Source organism: Burkholderia sp. 3C, assembly GCF_054589155.1.
Genome location: NZ_BAAILN010000134.1, coordinates 155,935 through 170,567, shown reverse-complemented (window position 1 = coordinate 170,567; position 14,633 = coordinate 155,935). Strand labels below are relative to the sequence as shown.

The 14,633-nt window shown below is 65.3% G+C and carries 13 protein-coding genes and 1 pseudogene; 9 read left to right on the top strand and 5 right to left on the bottom strand.

Annotated features, from left to right (window positions below; all coding sequences use genetic code 11):
* Nucleotides 1-54: 54 nt before the first annotated feature.
* The 4 genes from fusA to ACYP33_RS27755 all read right to left on the bottom strand — a co-directional run bounded on the left by fusA (nt 55) and on the right by ACYP33_RS27755 (nt 4,283).
* Nucleotides 55-2,166 (bottom strand): elongation factor G, encoded by a 2,112-nt coding sequence (gene fusA, locus ACYP33_RS27770; RefSeq protein WP_414442899.1) that lies wholly within the window; start codon nt 2,164-2,166, stop codon nt 55-57.
* A 391-nt stretch (nt 2,167-2,557) separates the two neighbouring features.
* Nucleotides 2,558-3,067, bottom strand: coding sequence for a DUF192 domain-containing protein (locus ACYP33_RS27765; RefSeq protein ID WP_459624644.1), 510 nt, complete (start codon nt 3,065-3,067; stop codon nt 2,558-2,560).
* Between the two features lie 182 nt (nt 3,068-3,249).
* A complete protein-coding gene (locus ACYP33_RS27760; protein WP_206129959.1) occupies nt 3,250-3,456 on the bottom strand; it encodes a hypothetical protein in 207 nt (68 codons plus the stop codon).
* 248 nt (nt 3,457-3,704) lie between these two features.
* Entirely contained in the window at nt 3,705-4,283 is a 579-nt protein-coding gene (locus ACYP33_RS27755) for a pseudouridine synthase (RefSeq protein ID WP_414442897.1), read from the bottom strand.
* A 233-nt stretch (nt 4,284-4,516) separates the two neighbouring features.
* On the opposite strand from ACYP33_RS27755, the gene icd reads away from it, so the two are divergent.
* Both icd and ACYP33_RS27745 read left to right on the top strand, forming a co-directional pair.
* Nucleotides 4,517-5,770, top strand: a complete 1,254-nt coding sequence (gene icd, locus ACYP33_RS27750) for an NADP-dependent isocitrate dehydrogenase (protein WP_414442896.1) — start codon at nt 4,517-4,519, stop codon at nt 5,768-5,770.
* Between the two features lie 170 nt (nt 5,771-5,940).
* Nucleotides 5,941-8,169, top strand: a complete 2,229-nt coding sequence (locus ACYP33_RS27745; RefSeq protein WP_459624643.1) for an NADP-dependent isocitrate dehydrogenase — start codon at nt 5,941-5,943, stop codon at nt 8,167-8,169.
* A 185-nt stretch (nt 8,170-8,354) separates the two neighbouring features.
* On the opposite strand, the gene ACYP33_RS27740 is transcribed toward ACYP33_RS27745, so the two are convergent.
* Nucleotides 8,355-8,582: a hypothetical protein gene (locus tag ACYP33_RS27740; RefSeq protein ID WP_414442894.1), complete on the bottom strand. Its 228-nt coding sequence runs from the start codon at nt 8,580-8,582 to the stop codon at nt 8,355-8,357.
* Between the two features lie 136 nt (nt 8,583-8,718).
* On the opposite strand from ACYP33_RS27740, the gene ACYP33_RS27735 reads away from it, so the two are divergent.
* The 7 genes and pseudogenes from ACYP33_RS27735 to ACYP33_RS27705 all read left to right on the top strand — a co-directional run.
* Entirely contained in the window at nt 8,719-9,123 is a 405-nt protein-coding gene (locus tag ACYP33_RS27735; protein WP_459624642.1) for a hypothetical protein, read from the top strand.
* A gap of 154 nt (nt 9,124-9,277) precedes the next feature.
* Entirely contained in the window at nt 9,278-11,662 is a 2,385-nt protein-coding gene (locus ACYP33_RS27730; protein WP_459624641.1) for an ATP-binding protein, read from the top strand.
* A gap of 10 nt (nt 11,663-11,672) precedes the next feature.
* Complete coding sequence (locus tag ACYP33_RS27725) at nt 11,673-12,410, top strand: methyl-accepting chemotaxis protein (protein WP_459624640.1); 738 nt, start codon at nt 11,673-11,675, stop codon at nt 12,408-12,410.
* Nucleotides 12,407-12,934: a hypothetical protein gene (locus ACYP33_RS27720; protein ID WP_414451156.1), complete on the top strand. Its 528-nt coding sequence runs from the start codon at nt 12,407-12,409 to the stop codon at nt 12,932-12,934. The genes ACYP33_RS27725 and ACYP33_RS27720 overlap by 4 nt, the downstream gene beginning before the upstream one ends.
* 26 nt (nt 12,935-12,960) lie before the next feature.
* Nucleotides 12,961-13,923, top strand: a complete 963-nt coding sequence (locus tag ACYP33_RS27715; RefSeq protein ID WP_459624639.1) for a chemotaxis protein CheX — start codon at nt 12,961-12,963, stop codon at nt 13,921-13,923.
* Nucleotides 13,924-13,943: 20 nt separating this feature from the next.
* Entirely contained in the window at nt 13,944-14,309 is a 366-nt protein-coding gene (locus tag ACYP33_RS27710; RefSeq protein WP_414442889.1) for a response regulator, read from the top strand.
* 79 nt (nt 14,310-14,388) lie between these two features.
* Nucleotides 14,389-14,633: pseudogene (locus ACYP33_RS27705) on the top strand (multicopper oxidase family protein); the annotation flags it as partial.

Sequence of the window (14,633 nt, the reverse complement as noted above, 5' to 3'; positions counted from 1 at the left end):
CCGGCAGCCGCTCGCGCGGCTGCACCGGCCCCGGCCAGGCGATGCGCGCGGGGCTTAACGGCCCTTGGCGCTGATCACCGCTTCCGACACGTTGGCCGGCGTTTCGGCGTAGTGCTTGAACTCCATCGTGTAGGTCGCGCGGCCTTGCGTGGCCGAGCGCAGCGAGGTGGAGTAGCCGAACATCTCCGACAGCGGCACCTCGGCGCGCACGACCTTGCCGCCGCCGCCCGCGATGTCGTCCATGCCCTGCACGATGCCGCGACGGCTCGACAAATCGCCCATCACGTTGCCCATGAAATCCTCGGGCGTTTCCACCTCCACGGCCATCATCGGTTCGAGCAGCACCGGCTTGGCGCGCCGCATCGCTTCCTTGAACGCCATCGAGCCGGCCATCCGGAACGCGTTTTCGTTCGAGTCCACGTCGTGGTACGAGCCGAACGTCAGGTGCACCTTGACGTCGACGATCGGGTAGCCGGCCAGCACGCCGCTCTTCAGCGTGTCCTGGATGCCCTTGTCGACCGCCGGGATGTACTCGCGCGGAATCACGCCGCCCTTGATCTCGTCGAGGAACTCGTAGCCCTTGCCCGGATTCGGCTCCAGCGTCACCACCGCATGGCCGTACTGGCCGCGGCCGCCCGACTGCTTGACGAACTTGCCCTCGACATCCTTCGCGGTGGTGCGGATGGTTTCGCGATACGCCACCTGCGGCTTGCCGACCGTGGCTTCCACGCCGAATTCGCGCTTCATCCGGTCGACCAGGATTTCGAGGTGCAGCTCGCCCATCCCGGAGATGATCGTCTGGCCCGATTCCTCGTCGGTCTGCACGCGGAACGACGGATCTTCCTGTGCGAGACGGTTCAGCGCCAGGCCCATCTTCTCCTGGTCGACCTTGGTTTTCGGCTCGACGGCCTGCGAAATCACCGGCTCGGGGAATTCCATGCGCTCCAGGATGATCGGCGCGTTGACGGCGCACAGCGTGTCGCCGGTCGTCGCGTCCTTCAGGCCGACCGCCGCCGCGATATCGCCGGCGCGCACTTCCTTGAGCTCCTTGCGCTCGTTGGCGTGCATCTGCAGGATCCGGCCCAGGCGTTCCTTCTTGTCCTTGGTCGCATTGAGCAGCGTGTCGCCCGATTCCACCACGCCCGAATAGACGCGGAAGAAGATCAACTGGCCGACGAACGGGTCGGTCATGATCTTGAACGCGAGCGCCGAGAACGGCTCGTCGTCGCTCGGGTGACGTTCCGCCGGCTTTTCCGGGTCGGCGTAGTCGTGGCCGAGAATCGCGGGCACGTCCACCGGCGACGGCAGATAGTCGATCACGGCGTCGAGCATGGCCTGCACGCCCTTGTTCTTGAACGCGCTGCCGCACAGCATCGGCACGATTTCATTGGCCACCGTGCGCTTGCGCAGCGCGGCCTTGATTTCATCCTCGGTCAGCGATTCCGGGTCCGCCAGGTATTTCTCCAGCAGTTCCTCGCTCGCCTCGGCGGCGGCCTCGACCATCTTCTCGCGCCACTCCCGCGACAGCTCGACGAGGTTCTCCGGGATCTCCTCGTAGGTGAACTTCACGCCCTGGCTCTCGTCGTCCCACAGGATCGCCTTCATCTTGACGAGGTCGACTACGCCCTGGAAGTGATCCTCGGCGCCGATCGGAAGCTGGATCGGCACGGCCACGCCCTTCAGGCGGTCGCCGATCTGCTTCTGCACGCGCAGGAAATCCGCGCCGATGCGGTCCATCTTGTTGACGAACGCGATGCGCGGCACCTTGTACTTGTTGGCCTGGCGCCAGACGGTTTCCGATTGCGGCTGCACGCCGCCCACCGAGTCGTAGACCATGCACGCGCCGTCGAGCACGCGCATCGAGCGCTCGACCTCGATCGTGAAGTCGACGTGCCCGGGGGTGTCGATGATGTTGATCCGGTGTTCGGGATAGTTGCCGGCCATGCCTTTCCAGAACGCGGTGGTCGCGGCCGACGTGATCGTGATGCCGCGTTCCTGCTCCTGCTCCATCCAGTCCATCGTGGCCGCACCGTCATGCACTTCGCCGATCTTGTGGCTCACGCCGGTGTAGAACAGGATGCGCTCGGTCGTCGTGGTCTTGCCGGCGTCGATGTGAGCGCTGATCCCGATATTTCTATAGCGCTCGATGGGGGTTTTGCGGGGCACGTGAACCTCCTGATGGTTCCTGGATGAGTCGGAGCCGGCCGAGATGGCCGGGTCGGCGACAACTTGCAAGCCTTCAAGCATAGCTTGTGCTGGTGGCTTTTGCAGATGGGGGCGTGAGCGGGCGATTCAAGCGGTGGCGCGCGGCGGGTCCAGGGGCCGGGCGAATGGCCGGCGAGCCGTGCGGGGCGGGCCTGACGGGGGATTCGGCTAAGAGCGATCAGGCCGGCGTCGCGCTGGCCGGCGAGAAACCGGCACGCCGGCGGGGGCAAGCGCGAGGGGGAAACTGCGGTCGCGGGCCGGCAGCCGACGTGAAAACGGCGGCACGCCCGGCCGGAACCGGTGCGTGCCGCCGTCGTGCGAACGGGCGCGCGTGGCGGAAAGCCGGGCGGGCTTATTGCGCCGCCGGCAATCCGTCGATCTTCATGCCGGGCTTGATGCCCTTGGCGGTGAACCAGCCCTTCGGCATTTCGAGCGCATAGACGCCGTTGTTGCGCGGGCAATGGTTGTCGGTGGTTTCGGCGCGCATCTCGTCGATGTCGGTGATCGTACCGTCGGCGCGGATGAACGCGATCGACAGCGGGATCAGCGTGTTCTTCATCCAGAAACAATGGACCGCATTCTCGTTGAAGACGAACACCATCCCTTCGTTGGGCGCGAGCTGGCTGCGGTACATCAGCCCCTGCTCGCGGTCGGCCTCGTTCGCCGCGATGCCGGCATCGATCACGAACATGCCGACCCGCAGCTTCGCGCGCGGGAATTCGTTCGGCTGCTTCGCGCCCGGCGGGATGCCGTTCGACTGGGCGAAGGCGGGCGCGATGCCGCCAGCGGCCAGCGCGAGCGCGACGGGGAACACGGCGGCTCGCGCCAGGCGGGCGAGCGAAGAGCGCGGGGAAAATCGCACGACGAAACTCCTGAACGGGTAATCGAGGGCTGCATGGTACGCGATGCGCGCGGCCCGGTGCAGCATGCGCGGGCTCGTTGGCGGGCCCATAAAGAAAAAGGCAGATCGCCTTGCGGGGATCTGCCTTTCAACAGCGTGGAAGCCGAACGACAGGCCTCCGACGTTGCTTACAGCCTGCTTACTTAGTTCGAAGCAGCTGCCGGTGCTGCTGCGTCGCTTGCAGCTGCCTTCTTCTTTGCGTGCTTCTTGGCAGCGTGGTGCTTCTTGTGCGTAGCCTTCTTCGCCGGAGCCGAAGCGGCTGCCGGAGCAGCAGCTTCCGGTGCCGAAGCTTGTGCGAATGCAGCCGTTGCGAACAGGCCAGCGACCAGAGCGGCGATCAGTTTGTTCATTTTTTGTTTCCTCAGCTTTAGTTAATTAACCAATGACCCGGCATAGGAGTCAATTCGTCTAACGAGGCCATCCACCTTTCGGTTGACAGACGCGACAGGAAATTTTTCCTGGCGCTGCGGACACGGCTGCGGGCGGCGTCGCGAACGACAGTGTTACCGCGGCTTGGCGCCAATGCCGGATAGCTCGGTCGGCATCTGCTTGTCTTAACGGCTGCTCGGAACGATCGGTTGACGCGTTCACGAAACTTTCATGCGTCGGAGGCAAAACCGTCCCAGGGCGCGCGCGGCGGCAGCGCGGCGGTCTCGCCGGGCGCGAGGCCGAGCGCGAACAGGTCGAGCGCGCCGATGCCGACGCGCACCAGGCGCAAGGTCGGGAAGCCGACCGCCGCAGTCATGCGGCGCACCTGGCGGTTCTTGCCTTCGGTGATCGACAGCTCGATCCAGGTGGTCGGGATCGCGGCGCGGTAACGCACCGGCGGATTGCGTGGCCACAGCGATTCGGGCGGCTCGACGTAATCGGCGCGACACGGCTTCGTTACATAGTCGCCCAGGTCGACGCCGCGCGCGAGCGCCTTCAGCGCGGCCGCGTCGGGCGCGCCGTCGAGTTGCGCCCAGTAGCGCTTGACGAGCTTGTGGCGCGGTTCGGCGATGCGCGCCTGGAGCGCGCCGTCGTCGGTCAGCAGCAGCAGGCCCTCGCTGTCGGCGTCGAGCCGGCCGGCCGGGTACACGCCGGGCGTGTGGACCCAGTCGCCGAGCGACGGCCGGGTTTCGTGCGCCGAAAACTGGCAGATCGTGCCGAACGGTTTGTTGAGGGCGATCAGGGGCATGAGGGAAGCTGGGCGGGGCTCGCCGCGTCGTATGGCAAATGGCGGAATCTTAATGCATAATACGGAACGCCAAGTCTTTTGTCTTATATAAGACTTGATGGTCGACGGTGTGGCGAGGGCGTCTCGTGCCGTTGCATGCGGTCCGGGCGCTAGAATAGCGGCAACGTTTTCTGTGCATCAGCCAGGCAACCACACGCTTTTTCAATCAGCCCAGCCATTCACTGGAGTCGACCATGCCGTATCAGCACATCGTGGTCCCGGCGGGCGGTGACAAGATCACCGTCAACCCGGACTTGACGCTCAACGTATCCGATCAGCCGATCATCCCTTACATCGAGGGCGACGGCGTCGGCGTCGACGTCACCCCGGTGATGCTGAAGGTGGTGGATGCCGCCGTGGAAAAGGCCTACGGCGGCCAGCGCAAGATTCACTGGATGGAAATTTTCGCGGGCGAGAAGGCCACGCGGGTGTACGGCCCCGATGTCTGGCTGCCGGACGAAACGGTGCAGGTGGTGCGCGATTACGTGGTCTCGATCAAGGGCCCGCTCACCACGCCGGTCGGCGGCGGGATCCGCTCGCTGAACGTCACGCTGCGCCAGGAGCTCGATCTCTACGTGTGCCTGCGCCCGGTGCGCTACTTCAAGGGCGTGCCCTCGCCGGTGCGCGCGCCGGAGAAAACCGACATGGTGATCTTCCGCGAGAATTCGGAAGACATCTACGCCGGCATCGAGTGGCCGGCCGAGTCGGAGCAGGCCAAGAAGGTGATCCGCTTCCTGCGCGAGGAAATGGGCGCCAAGATCCGTTTCCCGGAAAGCTCGGGGCTCGGCGTCAAGCCGGTGTCGCGCGAAGGCACCGAGCGGCTGGTGCGCCAGGCGATCCAGTATGCGATCGACCATGAGCGCAAGTCGGTCACGCTGGTGCACAAGGGCAACATCATGAAGTACACCGAAGGCGCGTTCCGCGACTACGGGTACGCGTTGGCCAACAAGGAATTCGGCGCCGAGCTGATCGACGGCGGCCCGTGGATGCGCCTGAAGAGCCCGAAAACGGGCGCCGAGATCGTCATCAAGGATTCGATCGCCGATGCGTTCCTGCAGCAGATCCTGCTGCGCCCGGTCGAATACGACGTGATCGCCACGCTGAATCTGAATGGCGACTATATTTCCGATGCACTGGCCGCGCAGGTCGGCGGCATCGGCATCGCGCCGGGCGCGAATCTGTCGGATTCGATCGCGATCTTCGAGGCGACCCACGGCACCGCGCCGAAGTACGCCGGCAAGGATTATGTGAACCCCGGCTCGGTCATCCTGTCTGCAGAGATGATGCTGCGCCACCTCGGCTGGACCGAGGCGGCGGATCTGATCATCGCGTCGATGGAGAAGTCCATCCAGCAGAAGCGCGTCACGTACGATTTCGCGCGGCTGATGGAAGGTGCGACGCAGGTGTCGTGCTCGGGCTTCGGCGGCGTGATGATCGAAAACATGTAACCCAACGCGGTATTGCCGGAGCGATCCGGCCGCCCCGGCGCGAGGCCGATCTCGCCGGGGTGCAAAAGAGGTTGTCGGCTCTGTTGCGCGGTCGGTGCGAAGGCGGCCCTGGTTGGTTCGCTGTCAGCGATCTCCTGTCAATTTTCACGTAGCAACGCATCAAACCAAACATGTCCACCTCGTCCAAGATCATCTATACCCTCACCGACGAAGCCCCGGCGCTCGCGACCTATTCGCTGCTGCCGATCGTCAAGGCTTTTACCCGCTCGTCGGGCGTCGCCGTCGAAACCCGCGACATCTCGCTCGCCGGCCGCATCATCGCCGTCTTCCCCGAGGCGCTGACGCCCGAGCAGAAGATCAGCGACGACCTGGCCGAACTCGGCCAGCTCACGCTGAAGCCGGAAGCGAACATCATCAAGCTGCCGAACATCAGCGCATCGGTGCCGCAGCTCAAGGCCGCGATCGCCGAATTGCAGAAGCAAGGCTACAAGGTGCCGAGCTATCCCGACGAAGCCACCACCGACGCCGAAAAGGACGTCAAGGCCCGTTACGACAAGATCAAGGGCAGCGCCGTGAACCCGGTGTTGCGCGAAGGCAATTCGGATCGCCGCGCGCCGCTGTCGGTCAAGAGCTACGCCCGCAAGCACCCGCACAAGATGGGCGCCTGGGCGTCGAGCTCGAAGTCGCACGTCGCCTCGATGAGCGAAGGCGATTTCTACGGCAGCGAGAAATCGGCGCTGATCGGCACGGCCGGCAACGTCAAGATCGAACTGACGACCGCCGACGGCACGAAGAAGGTGCTCAAGGAAAAGACGGCCGTGAAGGTCGGTGAAATCATCGACGCATCGCTGATGAGCCGCGCCGCGCTGCGCAGCTTCCTCGAAGCGCAGGTCGCCGACGCGAAGGCCCAGGACGTGCTGTTCTCGGTCCACCTGAAGGCCACCATGATGAAGGTGTCCGATCCGATCCTGTTTGGTCAGGTCGTCTCGGTGTTCTACGAAGACGTGCTGACCAAGCACGCCGACGCGCTGGCCAAGATCGGCTTCAACCCGAACAACGGCATCGGCGATCTGTACGCCCGCCTGAAGGACCTGCCGGCCGAAACGCGCGAAGCGATCGAAGCCGACATCAAGGCCCAGTACGAAAAGCGCCCGCACCTGGCGATGGTCAACTCGGACAAGGGCATCACGAACCTGCACGTGCCGAGCGACGTGATCGTCGACGCCTCGATGCCGGCGATGATCCGCGATTCGGGCGGCATGTGGGGCGCCGACGGCAAGCTGCACGACGCCAAGGCCGTGATTCCGGACCGCTGCTATGCCGGCGTATACCAGACGGTAATCGAAGATTGCAAGAAGCACGGCGCGTTCGACCCGGTCACGATGGGCAGCGTGCCGAACGTCGGCCTGATGGCGCAGGCGGCCGAAGAATACGGTTCACACGACAAGACGTTCCAGATCCCGGCCGACGGCACCGTGCGCGTGACCGACGACGCCGGCAACGTGCTGCTCGAGCACGCGGTCAAGACGGGCGACATCTGGCGCCTGTGCCAGACCAAGGATGCCCCGGTGCAGGATTGGGTCAAGCTGGCCGTGAACCGCGCCCGCGCCTCGAACACGCCGGCCGTGTTCTGGCTCGACGCGAACCGCGCCCACGATGCGCAGATCATCAAGAAGGTCGAGCAATACCTGAAAGATCACGACACCAACGGTCTCGACATCCGCATCCTGCCGCCGGTCGAAGCCACGCAGTTCTCGATCGATCGTATCCGCGCCGGCAAGGACACCATCTCGGTCACCGGCAACGTGCTGCGCGACTACCTGACCGACCTGTTCCCGATCATGGAACTGGGCACCAGCGCGAAGATGCTGTCGATCGTCCCGCTGATGGCCGGTGGCGGCATGTTCGAAACGGGCGCGGGCGGCTCGGCGCCGAAGCACGTTCAGCAGTTCAACGAGGAAGGCTTCCTGCGTTGGGATTCGCTCGGCGAATTCCTCGCGCTGGCCGCCTCGCTCGAACACCTGGGCAACCAGTACCACAACCCGAAGGCGCTCGTGCTCGCGAAGACGCTCGATCAGGCAACCGGCAAGTTCCTGGACGAGAACCGCTCGCCGTCGCGCAAGGTTGGCGGCATCGACAACCGTGGCAGCCACTTCTACCTGAGCCTGTTCTGGGCGCAGGCGCTGGCGGCGCAAACGGACGATGCGGAGCTGGCCGCGCAATTCGCCGGCGTCGCCAAGACGCTGACGGAAAACGAAGCCAAGATCGTCGAGGAACTGGGTGCGGCGCAGGGCAAGCCGGTCGATATCGCCGGTTACTACCGTCCGGACGCCGAGCTGACCAGCAAGGCAATGCGCCCGAGCGCCACGCTGAACGGCGTGATCGACGCCATCGCCTGAGTGCGGGCGTGATGCAATAACCGCGGCAGCCGCGACGTGCGCTTCGAGCGCGCGAGCGAGGGCCGCATGAAACACGGCGCGTGGGTGGGCTTCACCGCACGCGCCGCAGGCCGGGCCGATCGCAGCATGGGATCGGCTTGGCGGACGGGAGGCCGCGCAGCGATGCGCGCGCCTCCCGTTGCCGTTTACACATGGACGATCTCCCAATCGTCGATCTGCTCGGGGATCTCGAGCGTCGAGGTGTCCACCTCGTCGAGCGCCGGGCAGTTCACGCCGCGCGCCAGATAGTCCACCGCATGCTCGGGGCTCTGGAATTCACCCAGCGAGTCGTTGCCGAACGTCGCTTCCCAACCGTCGTTGCCCGGCAGGATGTAGAACGACCCCTGGTCCGATCCGTAACGAAAACCCTTCATGTCACACCTCCGCTTCCTAGTCGAAAAATAATCGGGTGCTGGTCCGCCCGAAAGGGCGGGGCCGGCTCGTCGACGTCCGCGCCGGCTGGCGGGGGAGGCCGACCGTCTGTCGGTGCGGCTCCCGTTGCGTCGATCCATGGAAACCAGTCTACGTGCGCATCGATGCCGGATCGAGTGCGTAGAGCGCCTGCTCGAAACAAAAATAATTCAATTAAAACAATGGCTTGAAATTCATATTTCGAGATGTGGAACGTTCTGCGGCATCGTGAAACCGCGAATTGGTGCCCCGCACCACGATTTTTCACGAGACACGGCAACGTTCCGCATCGTGAAATTTTCGGGGTTTCGCAGTGAGCAAGCGAGCGCAGCGAGATCGGTGCGCGTGGAGGAAGGGAAAAACGATGCGGCGAAGGGGGCGCTGCGGCGTGAAACGGCGGCCCGAACGCAGGCGCCGAAGTCCGTCGCGAAACAAGATCGGCGCCTATTAACGGCGCCGAATTCGAGAACTTTAGGCTTCGTGTCGGCTATTTCGTGGAAATAATCGTTTGCGCAAGCGTTTTCCCGTAGGTCATCGTTCGGTCATATCCCGGTCGCCATAATTCGCCCGCCTGCAGATTCGTCTGACCGTCGCGATTGCCACGCGCCGGACCGCCAGACCGACGGGCCAAAAACATATTGCTGCTACGGGGATTCACATGACCATCCGACATCGCATTACGTTGCTTGTCGCGCTGATGTTCGTCGCGCTCGCGGCGATCGGCGGCTATGCCGTCTATCAGGCGCAACGCAGCGCCGCGAGCGTGCGCCAGGTGACGCAGGGCGTGGTGCCCAGCGCGCTTGCCTCGTCCGATCTCGTGTCCGACGTGAAGGACGTGCAGATCGCGACCATGACGCTCGTCTACGCGCCCGACGCGACCATGGCCGCCCAGGCCACCGCCGACCTGAACACGAAGGAAACCCAACTGCGCGCCGAACTCGACGCGCAAGGCCGCTCGGCCGCCAGCCACGCCCAGTCGGGCCTGGTCGACCAGGCGCGCGAAAGCCTGAAGAACTACTTCGACGCGATCCACGACACCGCCAAGATGAAGGCGGACGGCAAGAACGAACTCGCGCAGGCCAACCTGTTCGCGAACGTCGCCCAATATCGCGACGAACTCGACGGCATCATCAAGACGCTGCGCATCGAGAAGAACCGCCAGAAGGACGACGCGATCTCGACGCTGAACGGCATGCTGGCCACCACCACGATGACGATCGGGATCGTCGCGGGCGTGGTGATCGTGGTGCTGATCGGCGTGGGCCTGATGCTGTATCGCCAGATCGTGCAGCCGCTCGGCCGCATGCAGGCGATGATGAGCGAGATCGCCACCAGCCAGGATTTCACGCGCCGCGTGCCGGTGGGCCGCAAGGACGAAATCGGCCGCTCGATCGAGGCGTTCAACGGCATGATCGAGACGATCCAGCGCAACGCCGCCGCGCTCAAGCAGCGCACCGCCGACATCCAGGCGATGCTGCAGAACATGCAGCAGGGGATCCTGACGATCGTGCCGGGCGGCACCGTGCATCGCGAATACTCGGCGTTCCTCGAACGGATCTTCGAGACCAACGACATTGCCGGCCGCTCGGCGATGGAACTGGTGTTCGGCGAGTCGAACGTGGGCTCGGACGGCCTGTCGCAGATCGAAGCCGCGATCGACGCGTGCCTCGGCGAAGACGACATGAACTTCGAGTTCAACCAGCATCTGCTGGTGACCGATATCGCCAAGCGCATGCCGAACGGCGCCGACAAGTATCTCGACCTGTCGTGGTCGGCGATCACCGACGAAACCGGCACCATCGTGCGCCTGATGCTGTGCGTGCGCGACGTGACCGAGCTGCGCGCGCTGTCGGCGCAGGCCAACGAGCAGAGCCGCCGCCTCGAAATGATCGGCGAGATCCTGTCGGTCAGCCAGGACAAGTTCCACGATTTCGTCGAGAGCGCCACCGGCTTCCTGCACGAGAACGAACGCATCATCCGTCAGCACGAACATGCCGACAGCTCCGCGCTGGCCGAACTGTTCCGCAACATGCACACCATCAAGGGCAATGCGCGCACGTACAGCCTGCAGCATCTGACCGACATCGTTCACGAGGCCGAGCAGGTGTATGACGAGCTGCGCAGCGCCGAGGCCGAACGCGCGTGGGACCAGCACGAACTGATGACCGACCTGGCGCGCGTGCGCGAGGCGCTCGACAACTACGCCACGATCAACACCGTCAGCCTCGGCCGTCGCGGCCCGGGCGCTCCGGTCGAATCGGAGCGCTACCTGGTGGTGGAGCGCGAGCGCATCGACGAAAGCCTGCGCCTGCTCGAATCCGCCGAGCCGCACAGCTGGCCGATGCTGCGCGATTCCGTGGCCGGCACGCTGCGCCTGCTCGGCACCGAAACGCTCGACGAGATGATCGCGGGCGTGACCGGTTCGCTGCCGGCGCTGGCGCAGGATCTCGGCAAGGCCGAACCGGTCGTGCGCATCGACGACAACGGCTACCGCCTGCGCAGCGAAGCGTCCAGCATCGTCAAGGACACCTTCATGCACCTGCTGCGCAACGCGCTCGACCACGGCATCGAATCGGTCGATGCGCGTCGCGCGGCCGGCAAGCCGGATGCGGGCACCATCGACATCGAGATGGGCGTCGATGCGGACCAACTGCAGATCACCGTCAGCGACGATGGCCGCGGCCTCGCGCTGGAGCGGATTCGCGCGATCGCCGTCGAGCGCGGCTGGCTCGACGACGCGAACCTGGCGAAGGACGACGAGGCGGTGGCCGCGCTGATCTTCCGCCCGGGCTTCTCGACCGCCAGCGCCGTGACCGACGTGTCGGGCCGCGGGGTGGGCATGGACGCGGTACGCAGCTTCATCATGCGTGCCGGCGGCAGCATCGCGCTGCGCTTCACGGACGAGCACCACGGTGCCGCGTTCCGCCGCTTCCAGACCATCGTCAGCCTGCCGGACCGCTTCGCGGTGGACAGCATGGGCGACGACGCGGCGAGCGACGCTGCATCGCAACGTGACGAGGATCCGGCGATCGACCGGGCATGACGGGATGTCGATGATGCAAGCAGGAATTCTGGTGGCCGTGTGCGCGCTCGTCGCCGTGGCGGCGATCGTGGCGGCGGTGGTGCTGCGTGGCCGCCTCGTGCAGGCGCGCGCGGCGGCGCAAGGCTTCGCCGCCGAGCGTGACGCGGCGCTGGCGCGCGCCGACGCGCTCGACGCCGACTGGACGCGCCGCAGCGCCGAGGCCGAAGACGGCGCGGCCGCGCGCGAGCAGTCGCTGGCCGAATCGCTGGAGGAGGCATCGTCGCAGATCGCCGAGGTGCGCACCGCGCTGGCCGCCGCCGTGGGCGAGCGCGACGCGAGCGCGGCGCTGGCCGAGCGGATCGCCGGCGAGGCGGCGCGGCTGCGCGGCCTGACCGGCACGTTCGAGCGCTGGCATGAGCAGATGGCCTCGTTGATGACGCAGAACCAGGACATGCACGCGAAGAATCACGAGCTGTCGTCGATCGTCGCGCACGTGCTGATCGTGTCGCTGAATGCGTCGATCGAGGCGGCGCGCGCCGGCACGGCCGGGCGTGGCTTCTCGATCGTGGCGAGCGAGGTGCGATCGCTGGCCTCGCGCTCGCAGGAGTTGTCCAAGAGCTACCAGGACAGCCTGAACCGCAACGACCTCGTGACCACCGCGACGTTCCAGGACATCCAGGCCGGCGGCAAGATGATCACCGCCTCGCTCGGCAACGTCGATGCGCTGGCGACGCAATTGCGCGGCCAACTCGAACGGAGCGCGGCGTGATCGGTGCCGGCGCGATCGAGAGCTTCGAGCGCATCTTCTTCAGCGCGGCGCGCGGGCGTCTCACCAATGGTTCGTCCTGCGAAATAAGCGCGCGCGAGAAGCCCGATACATCGCGTGGCGTCGAGGCCGTGGTGCTGACGATTTCGTCGGTGAAGTTCCGCCTGCTGCTGTTGCTGCATTACCGCGACGACGACGCGACGCGCGCGTTCTACACCGGTTCGACGCCGCAGCGTTCGCTGCGCGAGGCGTTCCTGGAGGTGGCGAACCTGTGTTGCGGGGCCGTCAACCAGGCGCTCGTCGAGCATTTTCCCGACCTCGGGATGTCGACGCCGTACCGCCTGAACGGTGCGAGCGCCGGGCATCTCGCCGAACTGAAGCCGGATTACCTGGCTGCCTACGATCTGACGGTCGGCGGCAGCGTGTGGCTCTCCGCCACGCTGTGCGTGTGTGCGAACGCGCCGGTCGATTTTGTCGCCGACGTGCGCGATGTCGACGAGGGCGTGGGCGAACTCGAAATGTTTTGATGAACGAATAACCGGCAGGAGAAGTGATGACGACCCACGATACGCCCGTCAGCAAGGTGCTGGTGCTCGACGACAGCGACGTTCACATGGACGCGATCCGGCGGTTCTGCGACGAGCATCATCTCGTCGGGCTGAAGGCGCGCCGCAACCGCCTGCTGAAGGTGCTGCGCTCGAACATCGACCTCGGCGCGGTGCTGCTGGCCGCCGACTACGGCGGCTCGAACGAGGAAGCCGCCGCCGTGGCCGCGCAGATCGACGCGCTGCGCCCGGAGCTGCCGATCATCGTGCGTCGCGCCGACGGCAGCAGCGAAGATGCGTTGCCCGAAGCATTCAAGCGGGTGGCCTGCGCGAGCTTCGCGTTGCCCGATCTCGAACCGCTGCGCCGCGCCATCGACGAATACCTGTTCAGCCTGGCCTACCCGAACGCGCTGGTGCGCGGCATCGAGGAGATCACGGAATCGCGCCTCGGCACGATCTTCCGCGGCATGACGATCGAATGCGAAACGCCGTGCATCGTGCGCGACAACATCATCTACGGCGAGGTGTTCAGCCTGATCCCGCTGGAGAGCGCGTGGTGCCGCGGCTACATGATGATGCAGGCCGACGAGCAGCCGATGCTCGACTTCGTCGCCGCGATGAACCCGGGCGAGCGCGAGCCCGATTTCCGCGACCTGAACGGCGTGCTCGGCGAGCTGACGAACCTCGTGTGGGGCGCGTTCAAGGATCGCTTCCTCGGCAGCGCGGCGGTGCCTTCGGCCAGCAACGTGCAGGTGCCGCTGCTGATCAACCACAAGCAGAAGTACATCTCGTTCGGGTCCGAAAACCCGCAGCTGTGCTTCCAGTATCAGGTGACGGACGAAGCGTCGGGCCGCACCGTAACGATCCATCAGCGTTTCGTGTTCAGCCTGCAATGGTCGCCGGAATCGTTCGACGACCATGCGCAGGCGGTGGGCGAAATGGTTGAAGCGGGTGAACTCGACTGGTTTTAAGTGACAAACGGATAACAGACATGGCAAAGATTCTGGTGGTGGATGATTCGAGCACGGTGCGCGACGAAGTCGCAGGCTTCCTGCGCAAGAACGGGCTGGAAGTGGATACGGCGGTCGACGGCAAGGACGGCCTCGCGAAGCTGAAGACGAGCCCGGGCATCAAGCTCGTGGTCAGCGACGTGAACATGCCGAACATGGACGGCCTGACGATGGTCGAGAAGATCCGCAGCGAGCTGGGCAACGCGGCCGTCAACGTCGTGATGCTGACGACCGAAAGCAGCCCGGCGATGAAGGAACGCGGCAAGGCCGCCGGCGTGCGCGGCTGGATCGTCAAGCCGTTTCGCGGCGAGGCCGTGCTCGACACGTTCCGCAAGCTCGCGAGCTGAGTGCGGAATGCGCGCCGTGCCGCTCGCACGGTGCGCCGCTGGTGTATCGTCATCGCTTCGCTGATTCGGGATTCGATCGATGCTACGCAGGCAATTTCTTCGTCACGCGTTCGGGGCTGCGGCCACGCTGGCCTTCGCGCGCGCGGCGCTCGCGCAGTCGCATGCCATGCACGGCATGCCGGGGATGAAGGGCATGCCGGGTGATATGTCCGGCATGGCCGGCATGCATGGCATGCATGACGCGGCGGCTTCCGCGCCGATGCCCGACATGACGCTGGCCGCCGCCGATGCGCTGCCGGCCGGCGCGCCGCTCGCGCCGCTGCG